This is a genomic window from uncultured Gemmiger sp., from assembly GCF_934561205.1.
GTDB lineage: Bacteria > Bacillota > Clostridia > Oscillospirales > Ruminococcaceae > Gemmiger.
The window spans coordinates 138,458-160,201 of record NZ_CAKTFU010000006.1 but is presented as its reverse complement, the minus strand read 5'-3'; the positions used below and the strand labels follow the sequence as shown (position 1 = coordinate 160,201).

General features: G+C 60.1%; 17 protein-coding genes, 1 tRNA gene and 1 other RNA gene. 9 read left to right on the top strand and 10 right to left on the bottom strand.

What is annotated here, in order from left to right; genetic code table 11:
- Window positions 1–645 (top strand): pyroglutamyl-peptidase I, encoded by a 645-nt coding sequence (gene pcp, locus Q0I19_RS05945; protein WP_294759342.1) that lies wholly within the window; start codon window positions 1–3, stop codon window positions 643–645.
- Between the two features lie 34 nt (window positions 646–679).
- On the opposite strand, the gene Q0I19_RS05940 is transcribed toward pcp, so the two are convergent.
- The 4 genes from Q0I19_RS05940 to Q0I19_RS05925 all read right to left on the bottom strand — a co-directional run bounded on the left by Q0I19_RS05940 (window position 680) and on the right by Q0I19_RS05925 (window position 5,724).
- Window positions 680–2,053: an MATE family efflux transporter gene (locus Q0I19_RS05940; protein ID WP_366012500.1), complete on the bottom strand. Its 1,374-nt coding sequence runs from the start codon at window positions 2,051–2,053 to the stop codon at window positions 680–682.
- A 124-nt stretch (window positions 2,054–2,177) separates the two neighbouring features.
- Entirely contained in the window at window positions 2,178–3,005 is an 828-nt protein-coding gene (locus Q0I19_RS05935; protein WP_294759341.1) for a TIM barrel protein, read from the bottom strand.
- A 12-nt stretch (window positions 3,006–3,017) separates the two neighbouring features.
- Window positions 3,018–4,166 (bottom strand): glycoside hydrolase family 88 protein, encoded by a 1,149-nt coding sequence (locus Q0I19_RS05930; protein ID WP_294759339.1) that lies wholly within the window; start codon window positions 4,164–4,166, stop codon window positions 3,018–3,020.
- A gap of 4 nt (window positions 4,167–4,170) precedes the next feature.
- The gene (locus Q0I19_RS05925; RefSeq protein ID WP_294759337.1) at window positions 4,171–5,724 is read right to left on the bottom strand and encodes a glycoside hydrolase family 28 protein; all 1,554 of its coding nucleotides are present in this window, start codon (window positions 5,722–5,724) and stop codon (window positions 4,171–4,173) included.
- 113 nt (window positions 5,725–5,837) lie between these two features.
- Here Q0I19_RS05925 and Q0I19_RS05920 point away from each other — a divergent pair, with 113 nt between their 5' ends.
- On the top strand, window positions 5,838–6,701 hold the full coding sequence (locus tag Q0I19_RS05920) for an AraC family transcriptional regulator (protein ID WP_294759334.1): 864 nt from the start codon (window positions 5,838–5,840) through the stop codon (window positions 6,699–6,701).
- Between the two features lie 160 nt (window positions 6,702–6,861).
- Here Q0I19_RS05920 and Q0I19_RS05915 read toward each other — a convergent pair whose 3' ends face one another.
- The 5 genes from Q0I19_RS05915 to Q0I19_RS05895 all read right to left on the bottom strand — a co-directional run bounded on the left by Q0I19_RS05915 (window position 6,862) and on the right by Q0I19_RS05895 (window position 11,868).
- Window positions 6,862–7,722 (bottom strand): carbohydrate ABC transporter permease, encoded by an 861-nt coding sequence (locus Q0I19_RS05915; protein ID WP_294759333.1) that lies wholly within the window; start codon window positions 7,720–7,722, stop codon window positions 6,862–6,864.
- 14 nt (window positions 7,723–7,736) lie between these two features.
- Window positions 7,737–8,648 carry a sugar ABC transporter permease gene (locus Q0I19_RS05910; protein ID WP_294759331.1) on the bottom strand — a complete coding sequence of 304 codons (912 nt, stop codon included), beginning with the start codon at window positions 8,646–8,648 and terminating at the stop codon, window positions 7,737–7,739.
- A gap of 102 nt (window positions 8,649–8,750) precedes the next feature.
- Window positions 8,751–10,121 (bottom strand): extracellular solute-binding protein, encoded by a 1,371-nt coding sequence (locus tag Q0I19_RS05905; protein ID WP_294759330.1) that lies wholly within the window; start codon window positions 10,119–10,121, stop codon window positions 8,751–8,753.
- Window positions 10,122–10,596: 475 nt separating this feature from the next.
- The gene (locus Q0I19_RS05900) at window positions 10,597–11,208 is read right to left on the bottom strand and encodes a thymidine kinase (protein WP_294759329.1); all 612 of its coding nucleotides are present in this window, start codon (window positions 11,206–11,208) and stop codon (window positions 10,597–10,599) included.
- A gap of 15 nt (window positions 11,209–11,223) precedes the next feature.
- Window positions 11,224–11,868 (bottom strand): redox-sensing transcriptional repressor Rex, encoded by a 645-nt coding sequence (locus tag Q0I19_RS05895; protein ID WP_294759327.1) that lies wholly within the window; start codon window positions 11,866–11,868, stop codon window positions 11,224–11,226.
- A gap of 202 nt (window positions 11,869–12,070) precedes the next feature.
- On the opposite strand from Q0I19_RS05895, the gene Q0I19_RS05890 reads away from it, so the two are divergent.
- From Q0I19_RS05890 to Q0I19_RS05865, 6 genes are all read left to right on the top strand, one after another.
- Window positions 12,071–12,799 carry an ATP-dependent Clp protease proteolytic subunit gene (locus Q0I19_RS05890; protein ID WP_294759326.1) on the top strand — a complete coding sequence of 243 codons (729 nt, stop codon included), beginning with the start codon at window positions 12,071–12,073 and terminating at the stop codon, window positions 12,797–12,799.
- Window positions 12,800–13,191: 392 nt separating this feature from the next.
- The gene (locus Q0I19_RS05885) at window positions 13,192–16,353 is read left to right on the top strand and encodes a DNA translocase FtsK (RefSeq protein WP_294759324.1); all 3,162 of its coding nucleotides are present in this window, start codon (window positions 13,192–13,194) and stop codon (window positions 16,351–16,353) included.
- The gene (locus Q0I19_RS05880) at window positions 16,331–17,341 is read left to right on the top strand and encodes a ComEC/Rec2 family competence protein (RefSeq protein WP_294759322.1); all 1,011 of its coding nucleotides are present in this window, start codon (window positions 16,331–16,333) and stop codon (window positions 17,339–17,341) included. Before Q0I19_RS05885 ends, Q0I19_RS05880 begins: the two co-directional genes overlap by 23 nt.
- 16 nt (window positions 17,342–17,357) lie before the next feature.
- The gene (locus tag Q0I19_RS05875) at window positions 17,358–18,221 is read left to right on the top strand and encodes a methylenetetrahydrofolate reductase (RefSeq protein ID WP_294759321.1); all 864 of its coding nucleotides are present in this window, start codon (window positions 17,358–17,360) and stop codon (window positions 18,219–18,221) included.
- Window positions 18,221–18,886, top strand: coding sequence for a methionine synthase (locus Q0I19_RS05870; RefSeq protein WP_294759319.1), 666 nt, complete (start codon window positions 18,221–18,223; stop codon window positions 18,884–18,886). Before Q0I19_RS05875 ends, Q0I19_RS05870 begins: the two co-directional genes overlap by 1 nt.
- Complete coding sequence (locus Q0I19_RS05865) at window positions 18,873–21,269, top strand: homocysteine S-methyltransferase family protein (protein WP_294759317.1); 2,397 nt, start codon at window positions 18,873–18,875, stop codon at window positions 21,267–21,269. Before Q0I19_RS05870 ends, Q0I19_RS05865 begins: the two co-directional genes overlap by 14 nt.
- Before the next feature lie 99 nt (window positions 21,270–21,368).
- On the opposite strand, the gene Q0I19_RS05860 is transcribed toward Q0I19_RS05865, so the two are convergent.
- Window positions 21,369–21,444: transfer RNA gene (locus Q0I19_RS05860), tRNA-Ala, on the bottom strand.
- Between the two features lie 186 nt (window positions 21,445–21,630).
- Between Q0I19_RS05860 and ffs the strand changes: the two genes are divergently transcribed.
- An RNA gene (ffs, locus tag Q0I19_RS05855) (signal recognition particle sRNA small type) lies at window positions 21,631–21,729 on the top strand.
- Window positions 21,730–21,744: the final 15 nt, after the last annotated feature.

Sequence of the window (21,744 nt, the reverse complement as noted above, 5' to 3'; positions counted from 1 at the left end):
ATGAAGGTACTTGTCACGGGGTTTGACCCCTTTGGCGGGGAGCGCGTGAACCCCGCCTACGAAGCCGTAAAGGCGCTGCCGGACACGTTGGACGGTGCGCAAATCTACAAACGCGAGCTGCCCACCGCCTTTGCCCGCAGCGCCGCCGCACTGGAAGAATATTTGACCGAGCTGCAGCCCGATATCGTGCTGTGCGTGGGGCAGGCGGGCGGCACCCCCGCCGTGCGGGTGGAACGGGTGGCCATCAATCTGGCAGACGCCCGCATCCCCGACAATGACGGTGCCCAGCCGCTGGACGAGCCGCTGCGCGCTGACGGTGACGCCGCGTATTTTTCCACACTGCCGGTGCGCGCCATGGTGCAGGCGGTGCGCGCTGCCGGGCTGCCCTGCAGCGTTTCCTACACGGCGGGCACCTATGTGTGCAATGCTGCGATGTACAACGCGCTGTACCTTGCCGCCACGCGCTTTCCGGGGCTGCGTGCGGGCTTTGTGCATGTCCCGTATCTTCCCGCCCAGGTTGCCGGCAAGGACGCCCTGACGCCCTGTATGCCGCTGCCCGCCATTGTGCAAAGCCTGACCGCCGCCCTGCAGGCAGCCATCGCCGGAGTGGAAATCTGCGACCCCGCCGCCGGGACCCTGCAATAAACGAAAAACGCCGCCCGAACGGGCGGCATTTTTGTTATCGGTATTGGGGTGCGCCGCCGCCCACCACGGGGATGGGGCAGTGCAGGATGTACCACGCAAACAGCGCCGAGGAGATGCTCCACGTCAGGGGATAGGCCCAGAAAATGACGCCGATATCCCGTATAAAATGCAGCGTGACCGTCAGGTAGGCAATGCGCAGCGCGCACCAGACCGCCAGCATGATCGTCATCGGCACAAGGGGACGGCCCAGTCCGCGCAGGATGCCCGCGCAGCAGTGGCTGAATGCCAGCAGGCAGAAGAACAGCGACGCCGTGCGCGCCTGCCGCACACCGAAGGCGATGACCTCCGCCTCGCTGCTGAACGCGCCCACCAGCTGCGGACACAGCAGGTAGATGCCCACGCCCACAACCTCCGCCAGCAGGATAGAGCAAAGTATGCCGAATTTCATACCTTTGCTCACGCGGTCGGGCTTGCCCGCGCCGACGTTCTGGCTGACAAAGGTCGCCAGCGCCATCGAGAAGCAGGTCACCGGCAAAAAGGCAAAGCCCTCCACCTTGGCATACGCGCCGCAGCCTGCCATGGCGTTGGCGCCGAAGGAGTTGATGTTGGACTGCACAATGACGTTGGCCAGCGAGATGACCGAGTTCTGCACGCCGGACGGCAGCCCCTGCTTGATGACCGCCTGCAGGGAAGGCCCGTCAAAGCGGACTTCCTTCCAGTGAACAGCCCATTCCTCCTGCGAGCGCATCAGCTTGGCAAAAGCCAGCACCGCGCTGACCGACTGGCTGGCAATGGTCGCAAAGGCCGCCGCGCCGACGCCCATCCGCATACCACCGACCAAAATAATATCCAGCACGATATTGATAATAGACGCCGTAATCAGATACCGCATAGGGCTTCGGCTGTCGCCGACCGACTGCAAAATGCTGGCGCCCACATTGTACATGACCACCGCGATGGAGCCGAAAAAGTAGGTGCGGAAATACGCCACCGAGTTGACCAAGACGTTTTCGGGCGTACCCATCCAGCGCAAAATCTGCGGGGTCAGCAGCACGCCCACCACCGTCAGCACCGCGCCCGCCGCAAGCCCCAGCGCCACCGTGGTGTGGATCGTGCTGCGCAGACGCTTCCAGTCCTTGGCGCCGAAATACCGCGCCACCACAACGCCCGCGCCCAGCGACACGCCGTTGACAAAGCCCGTCAGCAGAAAAATCAGGCTGCCGGAGGAGCCGACCGCCGCCAGCGCCTCGCCGCCCAGAAAATTGCCCACGATCAGCGAGTCGGCGGCATTGTACAGCTGCTGAAACAGGTTGCTGATGAAGATCGGTAGGGCAAACAGCAGCATCCCCTTGGACACGCTGCCTTCGGTCAGATTTGTAGTACGCTGCATCGACATTTGTTTTGCCAAACGCTCCTTTATCTTTTGCTTATTTCACAAAGCCGTGAAATTTTATTATAGCACCATATAACAAAATAAGCAAGCCAAAAAGGGCAGGGGACACCGCAAAAGCGGCACCTCCTGCCCTCATATTTCAAAAGAAACTTCTCATATACGCAATGTCCGATGCGGCCTTGGCGGGTACGGCTTCCTCCCGCAGGACGGGCAGCGTTTTTTGCGGCAGCTGCCGCAGCATGGCAAACGCCCCCGCGTAGTCCACGCCGGATTCCTCCAGCGGGGTACTCATCAGGCTGCCGTCGGGGCAGATGGCTTGCCCCTTAAAATGCACGGCGGCAATTTTGTCGCCGTACCATTCGCCGACCTGCTGCCAGATTTTTTCCTGACAGTCGGTGTTATCGGCGTTGACCATATTCGCCATATCAAAAATGACTTTCAGGTTGGGGCTGCGCATCGTGTCCAGCACGCGGCGCACGGCGGCGGGGTCGTTCATACTGTGGTAGGTCACCGCCTCGATGCCGATAAAAACACCCAATTCCTCGGCGGCGAGCAACAGTTCGGCCAAGCTGCGGCACAAAAGCGTCTGCGCCTGTTCGCGGGTAGTACCGACAGGCTGCAGCGCCATCTTGGTGGTTTCGGTGCCGATGCACCCCGCACCGATTTTTTTGGCAATGCGCAGCTGGCTCTTGAAGTCCGCCACGTTTTTCAGCCGCGCCTCGGTGTTCAGCGCCAGCTCCACATAGGTACCCAGCACCGCCACCTGCACACCGTGCGCCTGCTCGGCTTCCCAAGTCTGCTGCGCCAGCGCATCGGTGACATCCGCATAGCTTTTTACCGTAGGCACGACCTTTTTATAGGCAAGCTGCACGGCAGAAAACCCATCCGCCGCCACTTTGGCAAACTGCTCGTCCACGGCGCCCTGCCCGTAATCGTGCAGGCGCGCGCCGACTATAAATTGCGGCATACCGTTTCCTCCTTACGCCTTTGCGGCCAGAATTTCGGTGTAGGCCAACAGCAGGGGGCCTACGCCCTTGGCGTCGTTCTCGACAATCGGCTCGCTGAAATAGTACGCCAAGCTGCCGTCGCGGCGGGTCGCACCGCCAAGCCCTGCCACCAGGCAGATACCGCCCAGCTGCAAGGTGCCGTCCGCGCCCTTGCCGAGGTGCTTGTCGCAGGTGCCGTAGAACGCCTTTTCGCCGTAGGCGGCATAGCGCTTGGGCAGGTAGCCCAGCCGCACGCCCTTGAGCACCGCGTAGGCAAACAGCGCGCTGCCGGAGGTTTCCAGATAGTTGCCCGGCACGCCCGGCTTGTCAATGACCTGCCAGAACATGCCGCTGTCGGCATCCTGCCAGGCAAGCATCGCGTCCACAGCATCCTTCAGCATCGCCATAATGGCGCGGTACTCATAGTACAGCTGCTCGTCCATGCGCTCCAGCACGTCCACCATCGCCACCAGGAACCAGCCCATCGCGCGCAGCCAGAAGTTCGCGCTGCAGCCGGTTTCGGGGTTTGCCCAGTACATCCGGCGGCTCTCGTCATAGCCGTGGTAGTACAGGCCGGTGACGGGGTCCTTCATGTACTTTTTGATGTTCATGAACTGCTTGTAGCTGTCAATGCAGCCGTGCATCCCGTTGCAGCGGGTCTCGTACTCCATATAGAAGGGCTGCGCCATATAGGTGCCGTCCAGCCAGACCTGCCACGGGTAGATTTTTTTATGCCAGAAATTGCCTTCCTTGGTGCGGGGCTGGGTTTCCAGCTGGCTGCGCACCGTTTCAATGGCATCGCGGTAGCGCTGTTCGCCCGTCAGATCGTACAGGGCAAACAGGTTTTTGCCCTGATTGACGTTGTCGAGGTTGTACTCCTCCACGTCGTAGGTGTTGATCACGCCGCCGTCCTTGACGAAATAATCCAGAAAATCCTTGCTGAAGGTCAAAAATTTCTCGTCCCCGGTGGTTTTGTACAGGCTCAGGCAGGCGGTGATCATACAGCCGTCAATGTAGTTCCACTTGTTGGGCTTGCCGCTGCGCACCTTTTCAATGTTCCAAAGGGGGGCCTCGGCGGTGCTGCCGGCAATCAGATAGTCTACATACTGTCCCAGCGTGGTCAGAATTTCTTCGTGGGTCATGGGGTCAATCCTCCTCAAAGTTTTCTACATGGGTCAGCTGAAGGCGCTCGCCCTCATAGCCCTCGATTTTCACATTGTGCAGTTCGACCGTGCGCACGTTTTCCGCCCAGACACCCAGCTTGCAGCTGGCGTCGGCGCCGCACATCATGGCTGCCTGACCGGGGCGGGCGTCCTTGGCAAAGTCAATGGTGACATTGTGCATACTGACACGCTCGATAGGCTGCTCCGGCAATCCGCTGAACCAGCAGCCCGCATACTGGGCGTCGGCGGCGGTCACGTCCTCCATCTCCAGGCTGCCCAGGGTGGGGGTCATCTCGTCCACGGGCTGCGGCTCGTGGCTCTGCACATAGTCGCTGCGCCCGTCGGGGTCGCAGAAATAGAACATATTGATGACAAACGGGGTCAGCACGCCGTCCATAATGACATTGCGGAACACCAGCCCGTCGATCACGGCGTACTTGCCGCGTCCGCGGCGGGTCTTAACGCGCAGACCGCGGTCAGTGTGGTCCATCAGGCACTGGGTCACGGTGACGTTTTTGACGCCGCCGCTCATCTCGCTGCCGATCACCAGCCCGCCGTGGCCGCGGCTGAGGCAGCAGTTGCGGATGGTCACGTTCTCGCAGGGGACATGGCAGTTCATACCCATAAACACCTTGCCGGATTTCAGCGCAATGCAGTCGTCGCCCACATGGACGTGATCCCCGATGATGTTGACATCCTTACAGCTTTCGGGGTCGATGCCGTCGGTGTTGGGGCTGGTGGAGCTGTTGCGGATGCGGATATCCAGAATATCCACGTTCTCGGTGTAGGTGGGGTGAATGGTCCAGGAATAGCTGTTGCACACCTTGACGCCGTGCAGCACCACGTTTTGGGCGTGGCTGGTAAAGAACATACGCGGGCGCCACGCCATGCGGCGCACCTTGGGGTTTTGGTACCAGTCGCCGTTCTGGGCGTTGCCGTCCAGCGTGCCCTCACCGGTGATGGTGACGTTGGCTTCGTTGATAATGTTGATCAGCCCGGCAAAGCTGTCCAGGGGGTTACCCTCCCACAGGCCAAGATAGCACTCCTTTTCTTCCTTGGCGTCGCGCAGCACACCGGGCAGGATGGGGTAATCCTCGCGGCGGGTTCCGCCCAGCAGGGTGCAGCCTTTTTCCAGATAGAGCGTTGTATCGCTGTGCAGGAAAAGGCTCTGGGTGCGGTAAACACCGGCGGGCACATAGACCGTGCCGCCCTTGGGGCAGGTGGAAAGCGCCGCCTGCAATTTGGCGGTATTGTCGGTCTCACCGTCAGCGACCAGTCCATAGCGGGCGGCATCCACAAAAAAGCTCTCCGGCGCGGTGGCAAACGTCAGTTCCGCCGACTCGCTGCCGTCGGACACCGTCAGCGTATATTCAGTGCCCGGCTGCAGAGAAAACAGCGAAAACACATTCGTGTCGCCGTCAAGAATCGTCTCACCGTTCAGCTGTACCGTGTAGGGCGCGGGAGCGCGGTAGCAGCTGTCGTTGAGCAACTCAAACACGGCGCTGCGTGTCATAGCACGAACAAGCGTAATTTTCATAATAAAATCTCCCTATATAAAAAAAGAATTGAAATGCAGCAAAAATTGTGCTATTCTAAAGTATATGACAAGATTCACACCCGCTTATGCAGCAGGTAAAAACGAGGTGCCGTATGGTTTCGGAATACACTTATTCGCCCCATGTCGACTTTTTTATCGACCGCGTTGACCGCGACAACGGGTATGAGATGCCCAGTTTCCACATCCACCACAAGTACGAAATTTACTATGAAATAGAGGGTACCCGCCGCTATTTTATCGAGGATGCCGCCTACATTGTCAATGCGGGCAGTGTGGTGCTGATCGGTGAAAACCAGATCCACAAGACCGCTTCGGTGGGGGACACCCCGTCCAGCCGTATCGTGATGAATTTCAGCGGCGAATATCTGGACAGTCTGGCCGACATTTTCCCCGATGTGGACTTTTTCTCCTTTTTGAACGAGGAACACAACCACCTGCTGTGCAACCTTTCGGTCAAGCAGCAGAACCAGATTCAAAGCGTGATGCAGCAGTTGATTTTGCTGCAGGAGGAAGTCACACCCGAAAGCGACGCCATGCGCAAGATGATGCTGGCGACCCTTTTGCTGACGCTGAAAGCCCTGTGCCGCATCCAGCAGGAGCAGGGCGGCGAGAACGGGCGCGTCAGCAACCAGATCGTGGATCAGATCCAAGGCTACATTGCCGAGCATTACGCCGAAAAGCTGACCCTGACCGGCATTGCCAGCCAGTTCTACATCAGCCCCTACTATCTCAGCCGCCTGTTCAAGCGGGCGATCAACCTGAGCCTGATCGAGTACATCAACGGCGTGCGCATCAAGGCGGCACAGAACCTGATCGAAAAATCCAACGAGAGTGTTTCCGAGGTTGCCGAAAAAACCGGCTTTATGACAACCGCGCATTTCCGCCGTGTGTTCAAGGACGCCACTGGGCTTTCGCCCCAGCAGTACCGGCAGTATTATAAGCGCGTGAATAAGTAAGTTTTGTTTTTGCCTTCGCCCGTTGCGGGCGGGGGCTTTTTGTTTTATATAAACTCCCGTGCGATAGGGCAGGGGAGAGGGTTTTCAAAAGAAGGGCTGCCCCGCACCGCAGTTTTGTGGTGCGGGGCAGCCGTGTTTGCGGGGGATCGGGCAATACCGCTTAGCCCTTAACGGCACCGGCGGAAATACCGTCGATGAAGGCATCCTGTGCGCAGAAGAAAACAACCAACTGCGGGATGATGGAAATCAGGGACAATGCCAGGATACGGTTCCAGTTGAAGCCGTTGTCGGCGTCCATGGACATTTTGACAAAGATGGACATGGGGTATTTGCTGGGGGTCTGGACGTAAAGCAGGGGACCCATAAAGTCGTTGCAGCTCCACATAAACTGGAACAGCGCACACGCTACCAGAGAGGGGCTCAGCATGGGGCAGATGATCTTGTACAGGATCTTGACCGGGCCGCAGCCGTCGATGGCGGCCGCTTCGTCGAGGTCGTGGGGGATGCTGCGCATAAACTGCACCAGCTGGTAGACAAAGTAGGTTTCGGTGGCGAACAGGGTGGGCACCCACAGGGGCAGATACCACTTGCTGTTGATCCAGCCGAAGGTGTTGTACATCAGGTACTGGGGAACGTTCAGAACGACCTGCGGCAGGAACAGGGTGGAAATCATAATGCCGAACAGCAGGTTCTTGCCGCGGAACTGGAAGCGGCTGAAACCGTAGGCGGCCACCACGGAGGAAATTACCGTGAACACGACCTTGGGCAGAACGTAGCTGTAGGTGTTCAGGAAGGCGCGCCAGATATCGATGTCGCCGCCGTAGTTGGAGGTAACGGCATCAACGTAACCCTGCAGGGTGGGGTTGGCGGTCACAAAGCCAATGCCGGAGAAGATTTCAGCGTTGCTCTTAAAGGTGGCGCCGATCATCCAGACCAGCGGGTAGATCATAATGACACCGACAAGGATCAGCACAAAATACTGAAAAAACTTGCCGACTTTATGTGCGGTAGACAGTTTCATCGTATGCTTCCTCCTTAATCAGCGTAGTAGACCCAGTGTTTCTGGCTGCTGAAGGCAATAACCGTCAGCAGGGCAACGGCGATGAACATGACCCATGCCAAAGCACACGCCATACCCATTTCGTTGGACCTGAAGGCGTAGTTGTAGATCAGCAGCGAAACCAGCGTGGTTGCATTGCGGGGACCGCCCTGGGTGATGATGTAGGGGCCGTTGAATTCCTGGAAAGCCTGAGCGATCTGGGTGACCAGGTTGTAGAAGATAACGGGGGTGATCATCGGCACGGTGATGGAGAAGAACTGCTTGGTCTTGGAGGCACCGTCGATGGTGGCAGCCTCGTACAGATCGGCAGGCACGCCTTTCAGCGCGGCGAGGAACAGCACCATGGCGGAGCCGAACTGCCACACACGCAGCAGGCAGATGACGAACAGCGCCCACTGCTTGTCGGCCAGCCAGTTGGGACCGGCCACACCGAAGATGGCCAAAATGGTGTTGATGATGCCGGTGTCCTTAAACAGGGCACGCCACAGAACCGCAATGGCCACAGAGCCGCCCAGAATGGAGGGGATGTAGTACACCGTGCGGAACAGGTTGACGAACTTGATCTTGAAGTTCAGGATGTAAGCGATGAACAAAGCAAAGATCAGCTTGAGGGGGACCGTGATAAAGGCGTACTTGACGGTGGTCAGCAGCACCGAAACGGTCTTACGGGTGGTGAAAATCTCTACATAGTTCATGATGCCGTACTGATGGATGCCCTTGAAGAAGTTCAGGTCAGTAAAGCTGTATACCAGCGAACTGGCAAACGGGTATGCCTTGAAAATCAGGAAACCGAGAATCCACGGAATCAGGAAAAACAGGCCGGTGTTTTCGTCGCACCATTTCTTGAACGGGGTGCGGCTCACTGTTTTGGCGGCGGTAGTGCTCATCCAAAAACCTCCTTTTCGGCAGCGTGTGTGTGCAAACAAAGGAAGTCGGCCCCGCCGGTAACGGGGCTGGGCCGACTTTCGTTACGAAACTATAAGGGCAAATCAGGCAGCGTTCAGAACGTTGGTGACGCCATCCAGCAGAATCCCAGCAGCTTCCTCAGCGCTGTACTCGCCGTAGCTGAAGCCGTCGAACACGTCGGTGTAAACACCCTCGGTGGTGTCCTTCAGCTTGCTGGACTCGAAGTAGGGGTCCAGGGGGAAGTCCACGAAAGCCAGAACCTTGGTGTTGGCCTCGAGAACCAGGGGCTTCACGGCGTCGGCAGCCTGAGCAGCAGCCAGACCGGCAGCGGAAGCGGGGATGCCGCACTCGGAACCCATGATGGCAGCGCCCTCGCCGTTCCACAGGAAGTCGATCAGGGCAGCAGCCTCAACGGGATGCTGGCAGGAGGTGGTGATGGCCATGCCCATGGAAACCTTGGAGAAGCCGCCGTTGGCCTTGTCGCCGAACTTGATCTCCTCACCGACGGTGAAGCCGGAGTTATCCTCCAGAGCGCCGTAGTACTTGTTGGCGGCGGAGTCCCACTCGAAGATGCCGGCGTACTTGCCGCCGATCCACTGCTCGGACTTATCGATGGAATCGAAGCCGGCGGCGATCATGGTCTCACGGCTGGGGATAACGTGGTTGTCCTCCAGGGACTGGATGAAGTTCAGACCGTCAACGATCTCTTCCTCGGTGTACTGGCACTCGTTGTTCTCAACCCAGGCCTTGCCGTAGTTGGATTCGAGGTAGTAGGTCATCAGGATCATACGGTCGTACTGACCGATAGCCAGAGGATAGTAGTCGTTGCCCAGCTTCTCTTTGAAAGCCTTGCCGGCGGCGAGCAGGTCGTCATAGCTGGTGGGAACATTCTCAATGCCGGCGGCCTTGAAGGTGTTCATGTTCCAGTAGAAGATACGGCCGGTCATGGAGATAGGCACAGCCTGCAGGGCGTCGCCCACGATGCAGGCGTTCTTGGCGGCGTCGCTCCACTGGGTCAGGTCGATGACATCGCTGTAGTCGCGCAGGTCAACGAACTTCTCGGCCGTGGGGCTGTACTGGTACAGCCAGTTCCAGTTGACCTGCATCACGTCAGAACCCTGATTAGCAGCCAGTGCGGTGGACTGGGCTTCTTCCCAGCCGGACCATGCGCCGTAGTTGGTGGTAACGGTAATGTTGGGGTACTTCTGCTGGAAAGCTTCCAGAGCCTTCTGGTAAGCCTCGTGGCGGGAGTCGCCGCCCCACCAGCTGATGCTCAGCTCGATGGGATCGGTGGTGTTGACCTCATGACCCTCGGCAGCAACAGCCTCGGTGCTGGAAGCAGCGGGGGTGGAGTCGGCGGCAGCTGCGGAGCTGCTGGATGCTGCGGTGCCGCAGCCGGCCAGCAGGCCGGCGGTCATGGCAGTGGCAACAGCAAGAGAGATTGCCTTCTTCATACGTTTTTCCTCCTAAAAAGTGCGATTGTTTATTGGCGTTCCGTGCGCGGGATTCCCGCCGCGGTGTAGGCCTTTCGCTTGTCTATATGATAACAAAATACAAACATAAAAAAAATAGCCGATTTAGTTTCTTCTCGCGGAAAACGCGCATTTATTGCTTTTGTGCTTGTAATCATTTTGTCACCGTCGTCAATTTGACTGAACTGAGCTGGTTGTATCTGTGCAATATGACCAATATCGTTTCTGCCGCCCTTACGTCCTCGCTTTGGCGGTCCCGCCAAGGTCGTGGATTTTCTCTCGATAGTCGGTACATATTAGCGGCACTTTGTTCAAAAAGTGCCGTTTTTGCGCATTTTCCGCTGTTTCTGCAAAAATTGTGCGCAAGAAATGCTTTTCTTGTTCTTTTTGAGCGCAAAAAATGCCGCATCGGTGCAAATCTGCACACAATGCGGCATATATTGCTCTGACGTGTTTCTCACTCGGCCTGCTTATGCCGTGCCAGAAAGGCGCGGTATTCACGGTACCAACACTGCGGGCAAAGGCTTTGGTATTGCACATCGTCCACCGTGTCGATGGCGACCTGCGCACCCTCAAACACATACTCGCCGTTGACCTTGCGCCCGTTGCAGATGGCCTTGCGGCCGCAGGCGCAGATGGTTTTCAGCTCCTCGATGGTATGGGCCAGCTCCAACAGGCGGGTCGAGCCGGGGAACCCCCGCATCATAAAATCCGCCCGCAGCCCGTAGCAGATAACAGGGATGCTCAGATCCACCGTCACGCGGAACAGCTGCTCGGCCTGTTCGGGGGTAAAAAACTGGCTTTCGTCGCACAGCACGCAGGCGGGTGCGCCGTGGGCGGCCATGTCCTGCCGCACCAGCTCGACGATATCCATGTCCGGCGTGACAAGCATATCCACTTTACAGCTGATACCCAGCCGCGAAACGATGGAATCCTGCCCCTTCGTGTCCACCGAGGGCTTCAAGATCAGCACCCGCATACCGCGCTCTTTATAGTTGTAGGCGACCTGCATCAGGGCGGTGGTCTTGCCGCTGTTCATGGCACCGTAGCGGAAATACAATTTAGCCATCGAAAAAAGCTCCTTTTACTCCTCGGCGGTATTGCGCAGGCGGTAGCCCAGGCTCATCAGGCTGTCGCCCAGGTGAACGTTCTCCACCGTGACCTGCGGATACTCGACCGACAGATCATAGTGGCTGAAGTTCCAAAAGCCCTGAATCCCCAGCCGAACCAGCTCGCCCGAAAGATCGACCGCGCTCTGGCGGGGCACACACAGCACCGCCACGACCGGGTGGTGGGTGCTGCAGAACGTCTCCAGCTGCTCCAGCGGGTAGATGGGCACACCGCACATTTCCTTGCCGACGAGGTCCGGATTGATATCAAACACGCCCAGCAGCTTGTAGCCGTTGGTATCACGGCTGATAAAGCTGGACACGGCCGAGCCGAGATGGCCCGCACCGATCAAAATGGTGGGCAGACGCTCGCCGTCACCGAACAGCAGCTTGCCAATCTCGGCGCGCAGCACATCCACCTTGTAGCCGATGCCCTGTTGCCCAAAACCGCCGAAGCAGTTGAAATCCTGCCGCACCTGACTGGCGGTGGTACCCATCATGCGGGCCAGCTCACTGGAGGAAATTTTCTCTTTGCCATCGACAGAAAGGTTGGTCAGATACCGATAGTATTTCGGCAGACGCTTGATAACAGGCAGCGAAACCTTGTTTTGTACAGCCATATTACACCTCTTTGCGGCCAAGTGGCAGCCGCACTGATCATGATAAATTCTATGTTTATTATAAAATGCTTCTTGCCGTTTGTCAATTTTTTGTCTAAGTTTTTTCTTCTTTTTGTAAAATTCTCCTGTTTTTGCCGCTGCATAGTCAGAAATCTTTCGCCCCATACTACAAGCGGCATTTTGTATACAAGGAGAGGATTTTATGCAGCCCAACGCCAAAAAAAGCACAAAAAAGCCCGCACACAACCCCACCGAGACCGCCGCCCTCAAGCGGCTGGAGCACGACCTTATCACCGAGGACGGCATCGTGCCCGCCACCAAGGGGCGGCATGCCATCCACTGCCTGACCGTCATCGGCACCATTGAGGGGCATACCCTTGCCTCCGAGGCGCAGAAAACCACCAAGTACGAGCACGTCATTCCGCAGCTGGTCGATATTGAGGAGGACCCCGAAATCGAGGGGCTATTGGTCATATTAAATACAGTAGGCGGCGATGTCGAGACAGGTCTTGCGCTGGCCGAATTGATTGCCAGCTCCGCCAAGCCCAGCGCCACGCTGGTTCTGGGCGGGGGACATTCCATCGGCATCCCGCTGGCCGTGGCGGCGCGGCGCAGCTTTATTGTGCCCACCGCCACCATGACGGTGCACCCTGTGCGGCACTCCGGCATGGTGCTGGGTGTGCCGCAGACCCTGCGCTATTTTGAGCAGATGCAGGAGCGCATCGCCGGGTTTGTTGCGGGACATTCGGGCATCAGCGCCAAACGCTTTACCGAGTTGATGCACAACACGGGGGAACTGGTCATGGACATGGGCACCGTGCTGGACGGCCCCGCCGCCGTGAAAGAGGGCCTGATCGATGAGCTGGGCGGTCTGGCCGACGCCCTGCGCTTTTTGTACCGCGAGATCGAGCAGGGGAGAGGGGAGAAATAAACCCCTCGTTTTTTGCTGTGCCCGCAACGCGGGCACACCAACGTGTCAAAAAACCACATTCAATAGTCCAAGAATGTGTAGGGGCGACCATTGGTCGCCCGTCAACTTGGCGCAGCATCGCGTTTTCCGGGACGGTTTTCTTACAAGGCAAACGGGCACGGGCGAGCAATGCTCGCCCCTACAAGAGTTTTTCGACAGTCCGATGCGCCCGCCGCGCGGGCGCACCTTATCTAAACTCTAAACTCTCAACTCTCCACTCTAAACTCCCATTTGTCCGCCCCACAAGGAAAACACTTTACATCCCCCCGCATCCGTGATAAAATAATTAGGAATATTGCATAAAGCCGCATGGCCTTATTTTTTAGTATCGTTTAGAGGGGTATCACATCACTATGGCACAATCTCGTTCCAAAAAATCCACGTCAAGCAGTAAAAAACGAAGCAGTTCCTCCGCTTCCCGTTCGCGTTCTGCCGCCGCCTCCAAAAGCCGCAGCAGCGCTGCGCGCACACAGCAGCCGTCCCGCCGCGCCCAGCGTCGGGCCGAAAACCCCAACTTTATGCCCAGTATTCTGCTGGCAGGGCTGGGGCTGCTTTGCGTTGCCTTTGTGCTGGTTCCCGGGCAAAATTTCTGGAAAACCTTCCGCGAGGCCTACTTTGGCCTGTTCGGCATCATGAGCTATCTGGTCGGGCCTTTCCTTTTATATTTAGCCTATCTGTTGGCCAGCGGCTACCGCGTCGGCGTGTTTGCCGCCAAGGTATCGCTGATGGGCGTTCTGTGCTCGGCGGTGCCGGTCGTATTTTCGCGGCTGAACCTGGCCAACGTCACCGCATGGGAGGCCGTTAAGCTCCTATTCACCCGCGCCTCCACCTATTTCTGGGAGGGCGGCGTCCTGGGTGCCCCCGTGGGTGCCGTACTGCTGGCGCTGTTTGGGCGGCCCGCGTCCAACGTGCTGGTCATTCTCATTTTTCTGCTCGGCCTTATGTTCTTTTTTGCCGTTTCCCCTGTGGATGTCGTCGAGTTTATCCTGGCACAGTACGCCAAATACCAGGACTACCGCGCCGAGCGCGCCGCCCGCGAAACTGCTTACGACACCCCGCTGTTTCAGCCTGAAAATGATGCGGAGACCGTCGAGAACCTGACCCAGACCATGGTTCCCGACAAGCCGCACTACCCGGCCTACGACGTCATGGCCGACCTGCATAAGTCCCGCGCGGCTGACCCCGTACAGCCTGCCGCACCGATGCAGCCCGCCGCGCCGATGCAGCCTGCTGCCCGCCGCCCGGATTTTGACGTAGACCTCGGCCCCCAGCCAACCGACAAAACCCTGCAAAACGCCGTTGCGCACGACCCGCTGCAGCCCGTCAACATCGGCCCCGGCGGCACCTTCGGCATGGACCCGCTGTCGATGCCTGCCGTCAGCAATACACGCAGCTACGCTGTTTCCCAGCCGACTCCCGCCCCTGCACAGCCCGCCCCGCAGGAGGATTTTGAGTTGAAACTTCAACCCGAACCGGAGCCGCAGCCCGAACCTGCCGATGAGCTGGACGCGCTGATCAACCGTGCCGTCAGCGGCCATGCACCCTACTATGCCCCGCAGGAGGTCGGCATCGACCTGCCGGCCGAATCGACCCCGACCGACGAGTTTGACACACCCCTGCAGCCTGTGCCCGCCGAACCTGTGCAGATTGCCCAGCCCGACATGACGGGCCGTGTGCCGGGGGACACGACGGTCATCTCTCCCGATGCGCTGCGCGCTGCCGCGGCGGCACCCGCCATTCCGTCTTTGGGCGGCAGCTTTGCGGACGCCAACCTCGCCGTCAAGGACGCCTGGCAGTCCGGCCGCCCGCTGAGCGACATTCTGGGCGATTACACCGCCAACGCCGCCCCCGCCGCGCAGCCCGTGCGCAGCGGCACCGAGGACAGTTTCTACATTCCCCAAGGCGGTGAAGCCGCCGAGCTGCGCGTCAGCACCGCTGTGGGCAACTCGGCCTCGGCCCCCGTGCACACCCCGCCGTCCGCCGCCAAGGCGGCCCCCGAATCCATGCGTCTGCCCACCTCCGACGAGCAGCCGCCTGAGCCTTACTGCTATCCTTCGCTGAATCTTTTCAACGCCACCAAGGCCGAGGACGAGGCCGGGGCCGCCCGCGAGATGAAGAAAAACGCCGACATTCTGGTAAACACGCTGGACAGCTTCGGCGTAAAAACCACCATGCTGGACATCTGCCGCGGTCCCTCTGTCACCCGTTATGAACTGCAGCCCCAGGCCGGTATCAAGGTCAGCCGCATCACCAGCCTGGCCGACGACATCGCCCTGAACCTGGCCACCGCGGGTGTCCGCATTGAGGCACCCATTCCCGGCAAGCCCGCCGTCGGCATTGAGGTGCCCAACAAAATTCGCTCCACCGTCAATATCCGCACGGTATTTGAAAGCCAGAACTACATCAACATGCGCAGCCCGCTGACGATGGCGCTGGGCAAGGATATTGCGGGCACAGCCCAGGTCGCCGACCTGTGCAAGATGCCCCACCTGTTGATCGCAGGCTCCACCGGCAGCGGTAAATCCGTCTGCGTAAACTCCATCATCATCAGCTTTTTGTTCCGTTCCGGCCCTGAGGACGTCAAGCTCATTCTGATCGATCCCAAGGTCGTGGAACTTGCGGAATACAACGGTATCCCGCACCTTTTGATGCCCGTCGTCACCGAGCCGCGCAAGGCCGCCGGTGCTTTGGGTGCCAGCGTGGCCGAGATGGAGCGCCGTTACAAGCTGTTTGCCGAAAACAACGTGCGTGAGATCAAGGCCTACAACAAGCTGGCCGCCCGCACCGGCATGGAGCACCTGCCCTACATTGCCATCATCATCGACGAGCTGGCCGATTTGATGATGGTCGCGGGCAAGGAGGTCGAGGATTATATCTGCCGCATTGCGCAGAAGGCCCGCGCCGCCGGCATCCACCTGATCGTTGCCACCCAGCGCCCCAGCGTGGACGTTATCACGGGTCTTATCAAGGCCAACATTCCCAGCCGCATTGCCTTTGCCGTTTCCAGCCAGATCGACAGCCGCACCATTCTGGACTCCGGCGGCGCCGAAAAGCTGCTGGGCTACGGCGATATGCTGTTCCTGCCTGTGGGCGCCTCCAAGCCCGTGCGTGTGCAGGGCACCTTTGTCACGGATGAAGAAATCGGCGCTGTACTGAGCTTTATCAAGTCCACCTCCTCCGCCCAGTACGATGAGGAAATGATTGCCGAGATGGAGCGCCGCGCCGTTGCCGAAAAGGGCAGCAAGCGCGGCAGCGATGACGACGGCGATACCGGCGGCGCGCTGGACCCGATGTTTGAACAGGCCGTCGAGTGCGTTATTGAGGCCGGGCAGGCGTCCACCAGTCTGCTGCAGCGCCGCTGCAAGCTGGGCTATGCCCGTGCCGCCCGCATCATGGACCAGATGGAGCAGGAAAAGGTCATCGGCCCCTACGAGGGTGCCAAGCCCCGCGCCGTGCTGGTGACCCGCGCCCAGTGGCAGGAGCGAAAGCTCAATGCAAACTATGATGAAGCCTGACCGCGCATCGGTTTTTGACCGGCTGCGCCGCCGTTGGCGTCCGCTGCTGCTGGCGGCGGTGCTGCTGGTCGCTACCTATTTTATAGAGGCGACCCACAGCTGGGATGCGCTTTACCGTTTGACCGGCCTGACAGGCGACACCCTGCCGCAGCCGCCGCAGGGCAGCACAGCGGTGCTGGTGCTGGACGTAGGGCAGGGGGATGCCGTACTGCTGCTGCAAGACGGTGAGGCCTGCCTGATAGACACCGGCACGGCCGATTCCGCCGACATACTGCTGGCCGATTTGGACGAGCTGGGCGTTGAAAGTCTGCGCTATCTTGTGCTGACCCACCCCCACGCCGACCACACCGGCGGGGCGCGCGCCGTGCTGGACACCCTGCCCGTGGAAACCCTGCTGCTGCCCTACTGGCAGCCGGAGGAAATCCCCGCCGCGCCGGACGTTTACCTGCCCGGCTGGCCGCGCAGCATTCTGCAAGCCGCCGAAGGGCAGGGGACAGCCGTCACCACCGCCGTGAACGAACAAAGCTACCCGCTGGGCAGCGGCAGCCTGACCGTTTTGCACGGCGGGCTGCTGCCCGACGAAAGTGCGCCGGAGCTGACTGCCAACGTCAACAATGCCTCGCTCTGCACGATGTTTGCCGTCGGAGATTTCCGTTTTTTGGACACCGGCGACGCCGAAAAAGAGGTCGAGCAGCTTTTGGCCGACACCTACGGCCCCGCCCTGCGGGCCGATTTGTTCAAGGCCGGGCATCACGGCTCGGCCACCTCCAACACACTTTCCTTTTTGCAGCTTGTCCGCCCCTGTGCCGTGGCGGTCAGCTGCGGGCTTGACAACGACTACGGCCATCCCCATCGCGAAGCCCTGCAAAGCTTTGCCGCCGTCGGTGCCGAGGTTTGGCGCACCGACGAGTCCGGCACACTGATGTTTACCTATGACAACGGGATTTTGGACGTTGCAACGGCAAGTTCCGTACAAGAAGCCGCCTGAGTGCGGGGAGGACGCTATGACCATTACCGAGATGTTTCAAACCAAGCGCTGTGTTTTTTCCATCGAGTGCTTCCCCCCGAAGCAGACCACCCAGATGGACAAGATGAAAGCCACCTTGACCGCCATGCAAAATCTGCACCCTGATTTTATCAGCGTCACCTTCGGCGCGGGCGGCTCGGCGGGCGGTGTCTCCACCGTGGAGGTGGCGGATTTCATCCAGAACGAGCTGCACATTCCCGCCTTGGCGCACCTGATCTGCATGGGCAATGACGAAGCCTCCGCCGCCGCGGTGCTGAACCAGCTGGACGCCATCGGTGTGCGGGACGTGCTGGCGCTGCGCGGCGACCGCACCCCCGCCCGCCCCGAAAGCCCGGATTTTGCCCACGCCAGCGACCTTGCGCATTTCATCAAATACAAGAAGCCGCATTTTTCGGTTCACGGTGCCTGCTACCCCGAGGGCCACCCCGAAAGCGAAACCCTGCGCAAGGACGTGGAAAATCTTTGCATCAAGCAGCGCGCCGGAGCCGAGCATCTTTTGACCCAGCTGTTCTTTGACAATACCTGCTTTTACCGTTTCCTGAATCTGGCGCGCCGCGCCGGGGTCACCCTGCCGATCTCCGCCGGGGTGATGCCCATCGTCAAGCGCAATCAGATCGAGCGCACGGTGGCGCTTTCCTCCGCCAGCCTGCCGTCGGAGTTTACCCGTATGATCTCCCGCTGGCAGGACGACCCCGCCGCCCTGTACGATGCGGGCATCGACTACGCCGTGCGCCAGCTGCGCGACCTCATTGAGGGCGGCGCCGACGGTGTGCACCTGTACGCTATGAACGATGCCGCCGTGGCAGAAAAGATTTACGACGGCATCAAGGACCTGCTGTAATGCAGCGCCCGAAACCTGCGGTCATTGACCGCGCCACCGCCCTGCGCTATATGGGTGCGGCGGGCTGGCAGCCCGATGCCGCCGCCACCGCCCTTTTGGACAAGGCGGAGGCACTGGTGCTGGATGCCGCCACGCCCCGCGCCGCGCTGCGGCTTCTGCCCCGCAGCGCCCTGCCGACAGAAGGGCAGGGGAACGACCTGCGCCGTCATCTCGAGGGCTGCAGCCATCTGCTGCTGATGGCCGCCACCTTAGGCGGCGAGCTGGACAAGCTGCTGCGCCGGCTGGAGCTTTCGGACATTGCGCTGGCCACCGCCGCTGACGCTATGGCCTCGGTGCTGCTGGAGCAGGTCTGCGATGCGCTGGAAGCAGAACAGCGGACGTATTTTCTGCAGCAGCGCGGGCTGTACCTGACCGGGCGCTATGCCCCCGGCTACGGCGACTGCCCGCTTGCGCTGAACGATGAACTCTGCCTTGCCATCGACACCGTGCGCGGGTGCGGGCTGGCCGTCACCGAGCAGCATTTGCTTTCGCCGCGCAAAAGCACCACAGCCATTTTAGGTGCCGCCGATCACCCCGTAACGGGGTATCGCGCGGGTTGTGCCACCTGCCACCTGCAAAAAAAATGTGCTTACCGCAAGAGGGGGATCACCTGTGCAGATTCGTGAAGTTTTTGACCGCCGCCGCTTTGTGCTGCTGGACGGCGGTATGGGTACGCAGCTGCAAAGCCGCGGGCTGCAGCCCGGCGAAAAGCCGGAACTGGCCGCCCTGACCATGCCCGACACCCTGACCGCCATCCACCGCGACTATGCCGCCGCCGGGGCGGATATCCTGCTGGCCAACACCTTTGGTGCCAACGCCAAAAAGCTGGCGGGCTGCGGCTATACCCTGCAGCAGGTCATACAGGCATCCCTTGCCTGCGCCCGCACCGCTGCCAAGGAAACCGGCGCCCTTGTAGGCCTGGATATCGGCCCCTTGGGCGAGCTGCTTGCCCCCGCTGGGACGCTTGCCTTTGCCGACGCCTATGACCGCTTTGCCGAGGTCATTCGGCTGGGTGCCGAAGCGGGGGCAGACCTGGTGTTTTTGGAAACCATGACCGACCTGTACGAATTGAAGGCCGCCATCCTTGCTGCCAAGGAAAACTGCACCCTACCGGTGTTCACCTCGATGAGCTTTGAAGCGCGCGGGCGCACCTTTACGGGCTGCACCGTGGAAAGCTACGCCGTCACCGCCGTGGGGCTGGGGGCGGACGCCGTGGGCATCAACTGCTCGCTGGGTCCCAAGGAAATTCTGCCCTTTGCCAAGCGGCTGTGCCGCAGCGTCCCCGCCGGGGTGCCGGTGTTTGTCAAGCCCAACGCGGGGCTGCCCAACCCGGACGGCAGCTACAACCTGAACGCTGCCGAATTTGCCGCCGAAATGCAGGAGTACGCCGCCACGGGTATCTCGATGCTGGGCGGCTGCTGCGGCACGACCCCCGCCTTTATTGCGGCGCTGCGCGACGCCTTTGCCGCGCAGACCCCCGCCGATAAGATTCCGCTGCGCCGCAGCAGCCTGTGTACCCCCGTGCGTTTTGTGGACGTGCAGGGCATCACCGTGGTGGGCGAGCGCATCAACCCCACCGGCAAAAAACGGCTGCAGCAGGCCCTGCGCGACGGCGACAGCGCCTACCCCTGCGCACAGGCGGTCGCCCAGGCCGAGGCGGGCGCTCAGGTGCTGGACGTCAACGCGGGTCTGCCCGGCATTGACGAAGCTGCCACGCTGGAGCATCTTGTCCAGGAACTGCAAGCCGTCACCGACCTGCCCCTGCAGCTGGATTCCACCGACCCCGCCGCCCTTGCGCGGGCGCTGCGCATCTACAACGGCAAGCCCATCGTCAACTCGGTCAACGGCGAGCAAAAGGTGCTGGACGCCATTTTGCCGCTGTGCAAAAAGTACGGTGCCGCCGTCGTCGGCCTGACTTTGGATGAAAAAGGCATCCCCCCGACAGCCGAGGGACGCTTTGCCATTGCCCAAAAAATCACCGCCGCCGCCAACGCGGCAGGCATCCCCAACGAGGATATCTACATCGACTGCCTGACCCTGACCGCCAGCGCCCAACAGGAGGGTGCCGCCCAGACGCTGGCAGCCCTTGCCCGCTGCAAGCGGGAACTGGGCGTGCGCACGGTGCTGGGTGTGTCCAACATCAGCTTCGGCTTGCCCTGCCGCGGGTATCTGAACACGGCGTTCCTGACGATGGCAATGTCCGCCGGGCTGGATCTGGCCATCATGAACCCCAACACCCCCGAAATGATGGCCGCCGTGCGCGCCTACCGCGTGCTGACCTGCCAGGACCCGCAGAGCGCCGACTATGTAGCCGCCTACGCTGACGTGCAGCTGCAAACTACCCAGACGCTCAAGACCGCCGCCGCGCAGCAGGGGAGCGCCCAAAGCGGCGACGCCCTGTACGAGGCCGTGCGCCGCGGCTTAAAGGCCGAGGCCAAGATTGCCGCCGATGCCGCCCTGCTGCTGCATGACCCGCTGGAGGTCGTCAACTTCTCGCTGATCCCCGCCCTGGACGCCGTGGGCGACGGCTTTGAAAAGGGCAGTGTCTTTCTGCCGCAGCTGCTGCAGGCAGCCACCGCCGCACAGGCGGCATTTGAAGCCATCAAGGCCAAAATCGCCGCCTCCGGTCAGGCAACCGGCAGCAAGGGGCGCATCGTCATTGCCACCGTCAAGGGCGATGTACATGATATCGGCAAAAACATTGTGCGCGTCATTCTGGAAAACTACGGCTACGATGTTCTGGACCTGGGCCGTGATGTGCCGCCAGAACGCGTGGTCGAGGCCGTACAGCGCACCGGTGCCAAGCTGGTGGGGCTTTCGGCGCTGATGACCACCACCGTACCCAATATGCAGGCGACCATCGAGGCCCTGCACGCCGCCGGGCTGGACTGCAAGGTCATGGTGGGCGGCGCGGTGCTGACCCCCGACTACGCCAGGATGATCGGTGCCGACTACTACTGCAAGGACGCCAAGGCCAGCGCCGACGTCGCCAAGCAGCTTTTGGGATAATATGCTATGAGAAAAGCCCCGTTTGCCTGAGCAGACGGGGCTTTTTCTTGGTATTTTCTTGCAAAACAAAAAAGACCACCGCGATTGCGGTGATCTTTGTGGTGGAGAATACCGGGATCGAACCGGTGACCTCTTGCATGCCATGCAAGCGCTCTCCCAGCTGAGCTAATCCCCCATGGGAGCGCGTCACTTTCGTCAGGCGACTTTGTTATTATAGCGCGATCCACGGCATTTGTCAACAGGTTTTTGCAACTTTTTCAAATTATTTTTGGGGGCGCGCATTTTGCCCCTTGCATTTGCCCCGCGCATATTGTATAATACTAAAAGCGGACAGGGCTGAATTGCGCTGTTTCGCATACAGATGCAGGTCCCGTGCGCGGGCGGCCCGTGAACCATGTCAGGCGGGGAACCGAGCAGCATTAAGCGGCGTTTGCCCGGTGCCGCGGCAAACCTGCATCTGTATGCAAAGCAGCGC

Coding starts and splice junctions, on each gene's coding strand:
- Q0I19_RS05925 (WP_294759337.1), bottom strand. CDS start 5,724: ATGAAAATTACGCTTGTTCGTGCTATGACACGCAGCGCCGTGTTTGAG.
- Q0I19_RS05890 (WP_294759326.1), top strand. CDS start 12,071: ATGCAGCCCAACGCCAAAAAAAGCACAAAAAAGCCCGCACACAACCCC.
- Q0I19_RS05905 (WP_294759330.1), bottom strand. CDS start 10,121: ATGAAGAAGGCAATCTCTCTTGCTGTTGCCACTGCCATGACCGCCGGC.
- Q0I19_RS05885 (WP_294759324.1), top strand. CDS start 13,192: ATGGCACAATCTCGTTCCAAAAAATCCACGTCAAGCAGTAAAAAACGA.
- Q0I19_RS05920 (WP_294759334.1), top strand. CDS start 5,838: ATGGTTTCGGAATACACTTATTCGCCCCATGTCGACTTTTTTATCGAC.
- Q0I19_RS05880 (WP_294759322.1), top strand. CDS start 16,331: ATGCAAACTATGATGAAGCCTGACCGCGCATCGGTTTTTGACCGGCTG.
- Q0I19_RS05895 (WP_294759327.1), bottom strand. CDS start 11,868: ATGGCTGTACAAAACAAGGTTTCGCTGCCTGTTATCAAGCGTCTGCCG.
- Q0I19_RS05915 (WP_294759333.1), bottom strand. CDS start 7,722: ATGAAACTGTCTACCGCACATAAAGTCGGCAAGTTTTTTCAGTATTTT.
- pcp (WP_294759342.1), top strand. CDS start 1: ATGAAGGTACTTGTCACGGGGTTTGACCCCTTTGGCGGGGAGCGCGTG.
- Q0I19_RS05875 (WP_294759321.1), top strand. CDS start 17,358: ATGACCATTACCGAGATGTTTCAAACCAAGCGCTGTGTTTTTTCCATC.
- Q0I19_RS05910 (WP_294759331.1), bottom strand. CDS start 8,648: ATGAGCACTACCGCCGCCAAAACAGTGAGCCGCACCCCGTTCAAGAAA.
- Q0I19_RS05870 (WP_294759319.1), top strand. CDS start 18,221: ATGCAGCGCCCGAAACCTGCGGTCATTGACCGCGCCACCGCCCTGCGC.
- Q0I19_RS05900 (WP_294759329.1), bottom strand. CDS start 11,208: ATGGCTAAATTGTATTTCCGCTACGGTGCCATGAACAGCGGCAAGACC.
- Q0I19_RS05935 (WP_294759341.1), bottom strand. CDS start 3,005: ATGCCGCAATTTATAGTCGGCGCGCGCCTGCACGATTACGGGCAGGGC.
- Q0I19_RS05930 (WP_294759339.1), bottom strand. CDS start 4,166: ATGACCCACGAAGAAATTCTGACCACGCTGGGACAGTATGTAGACTAT.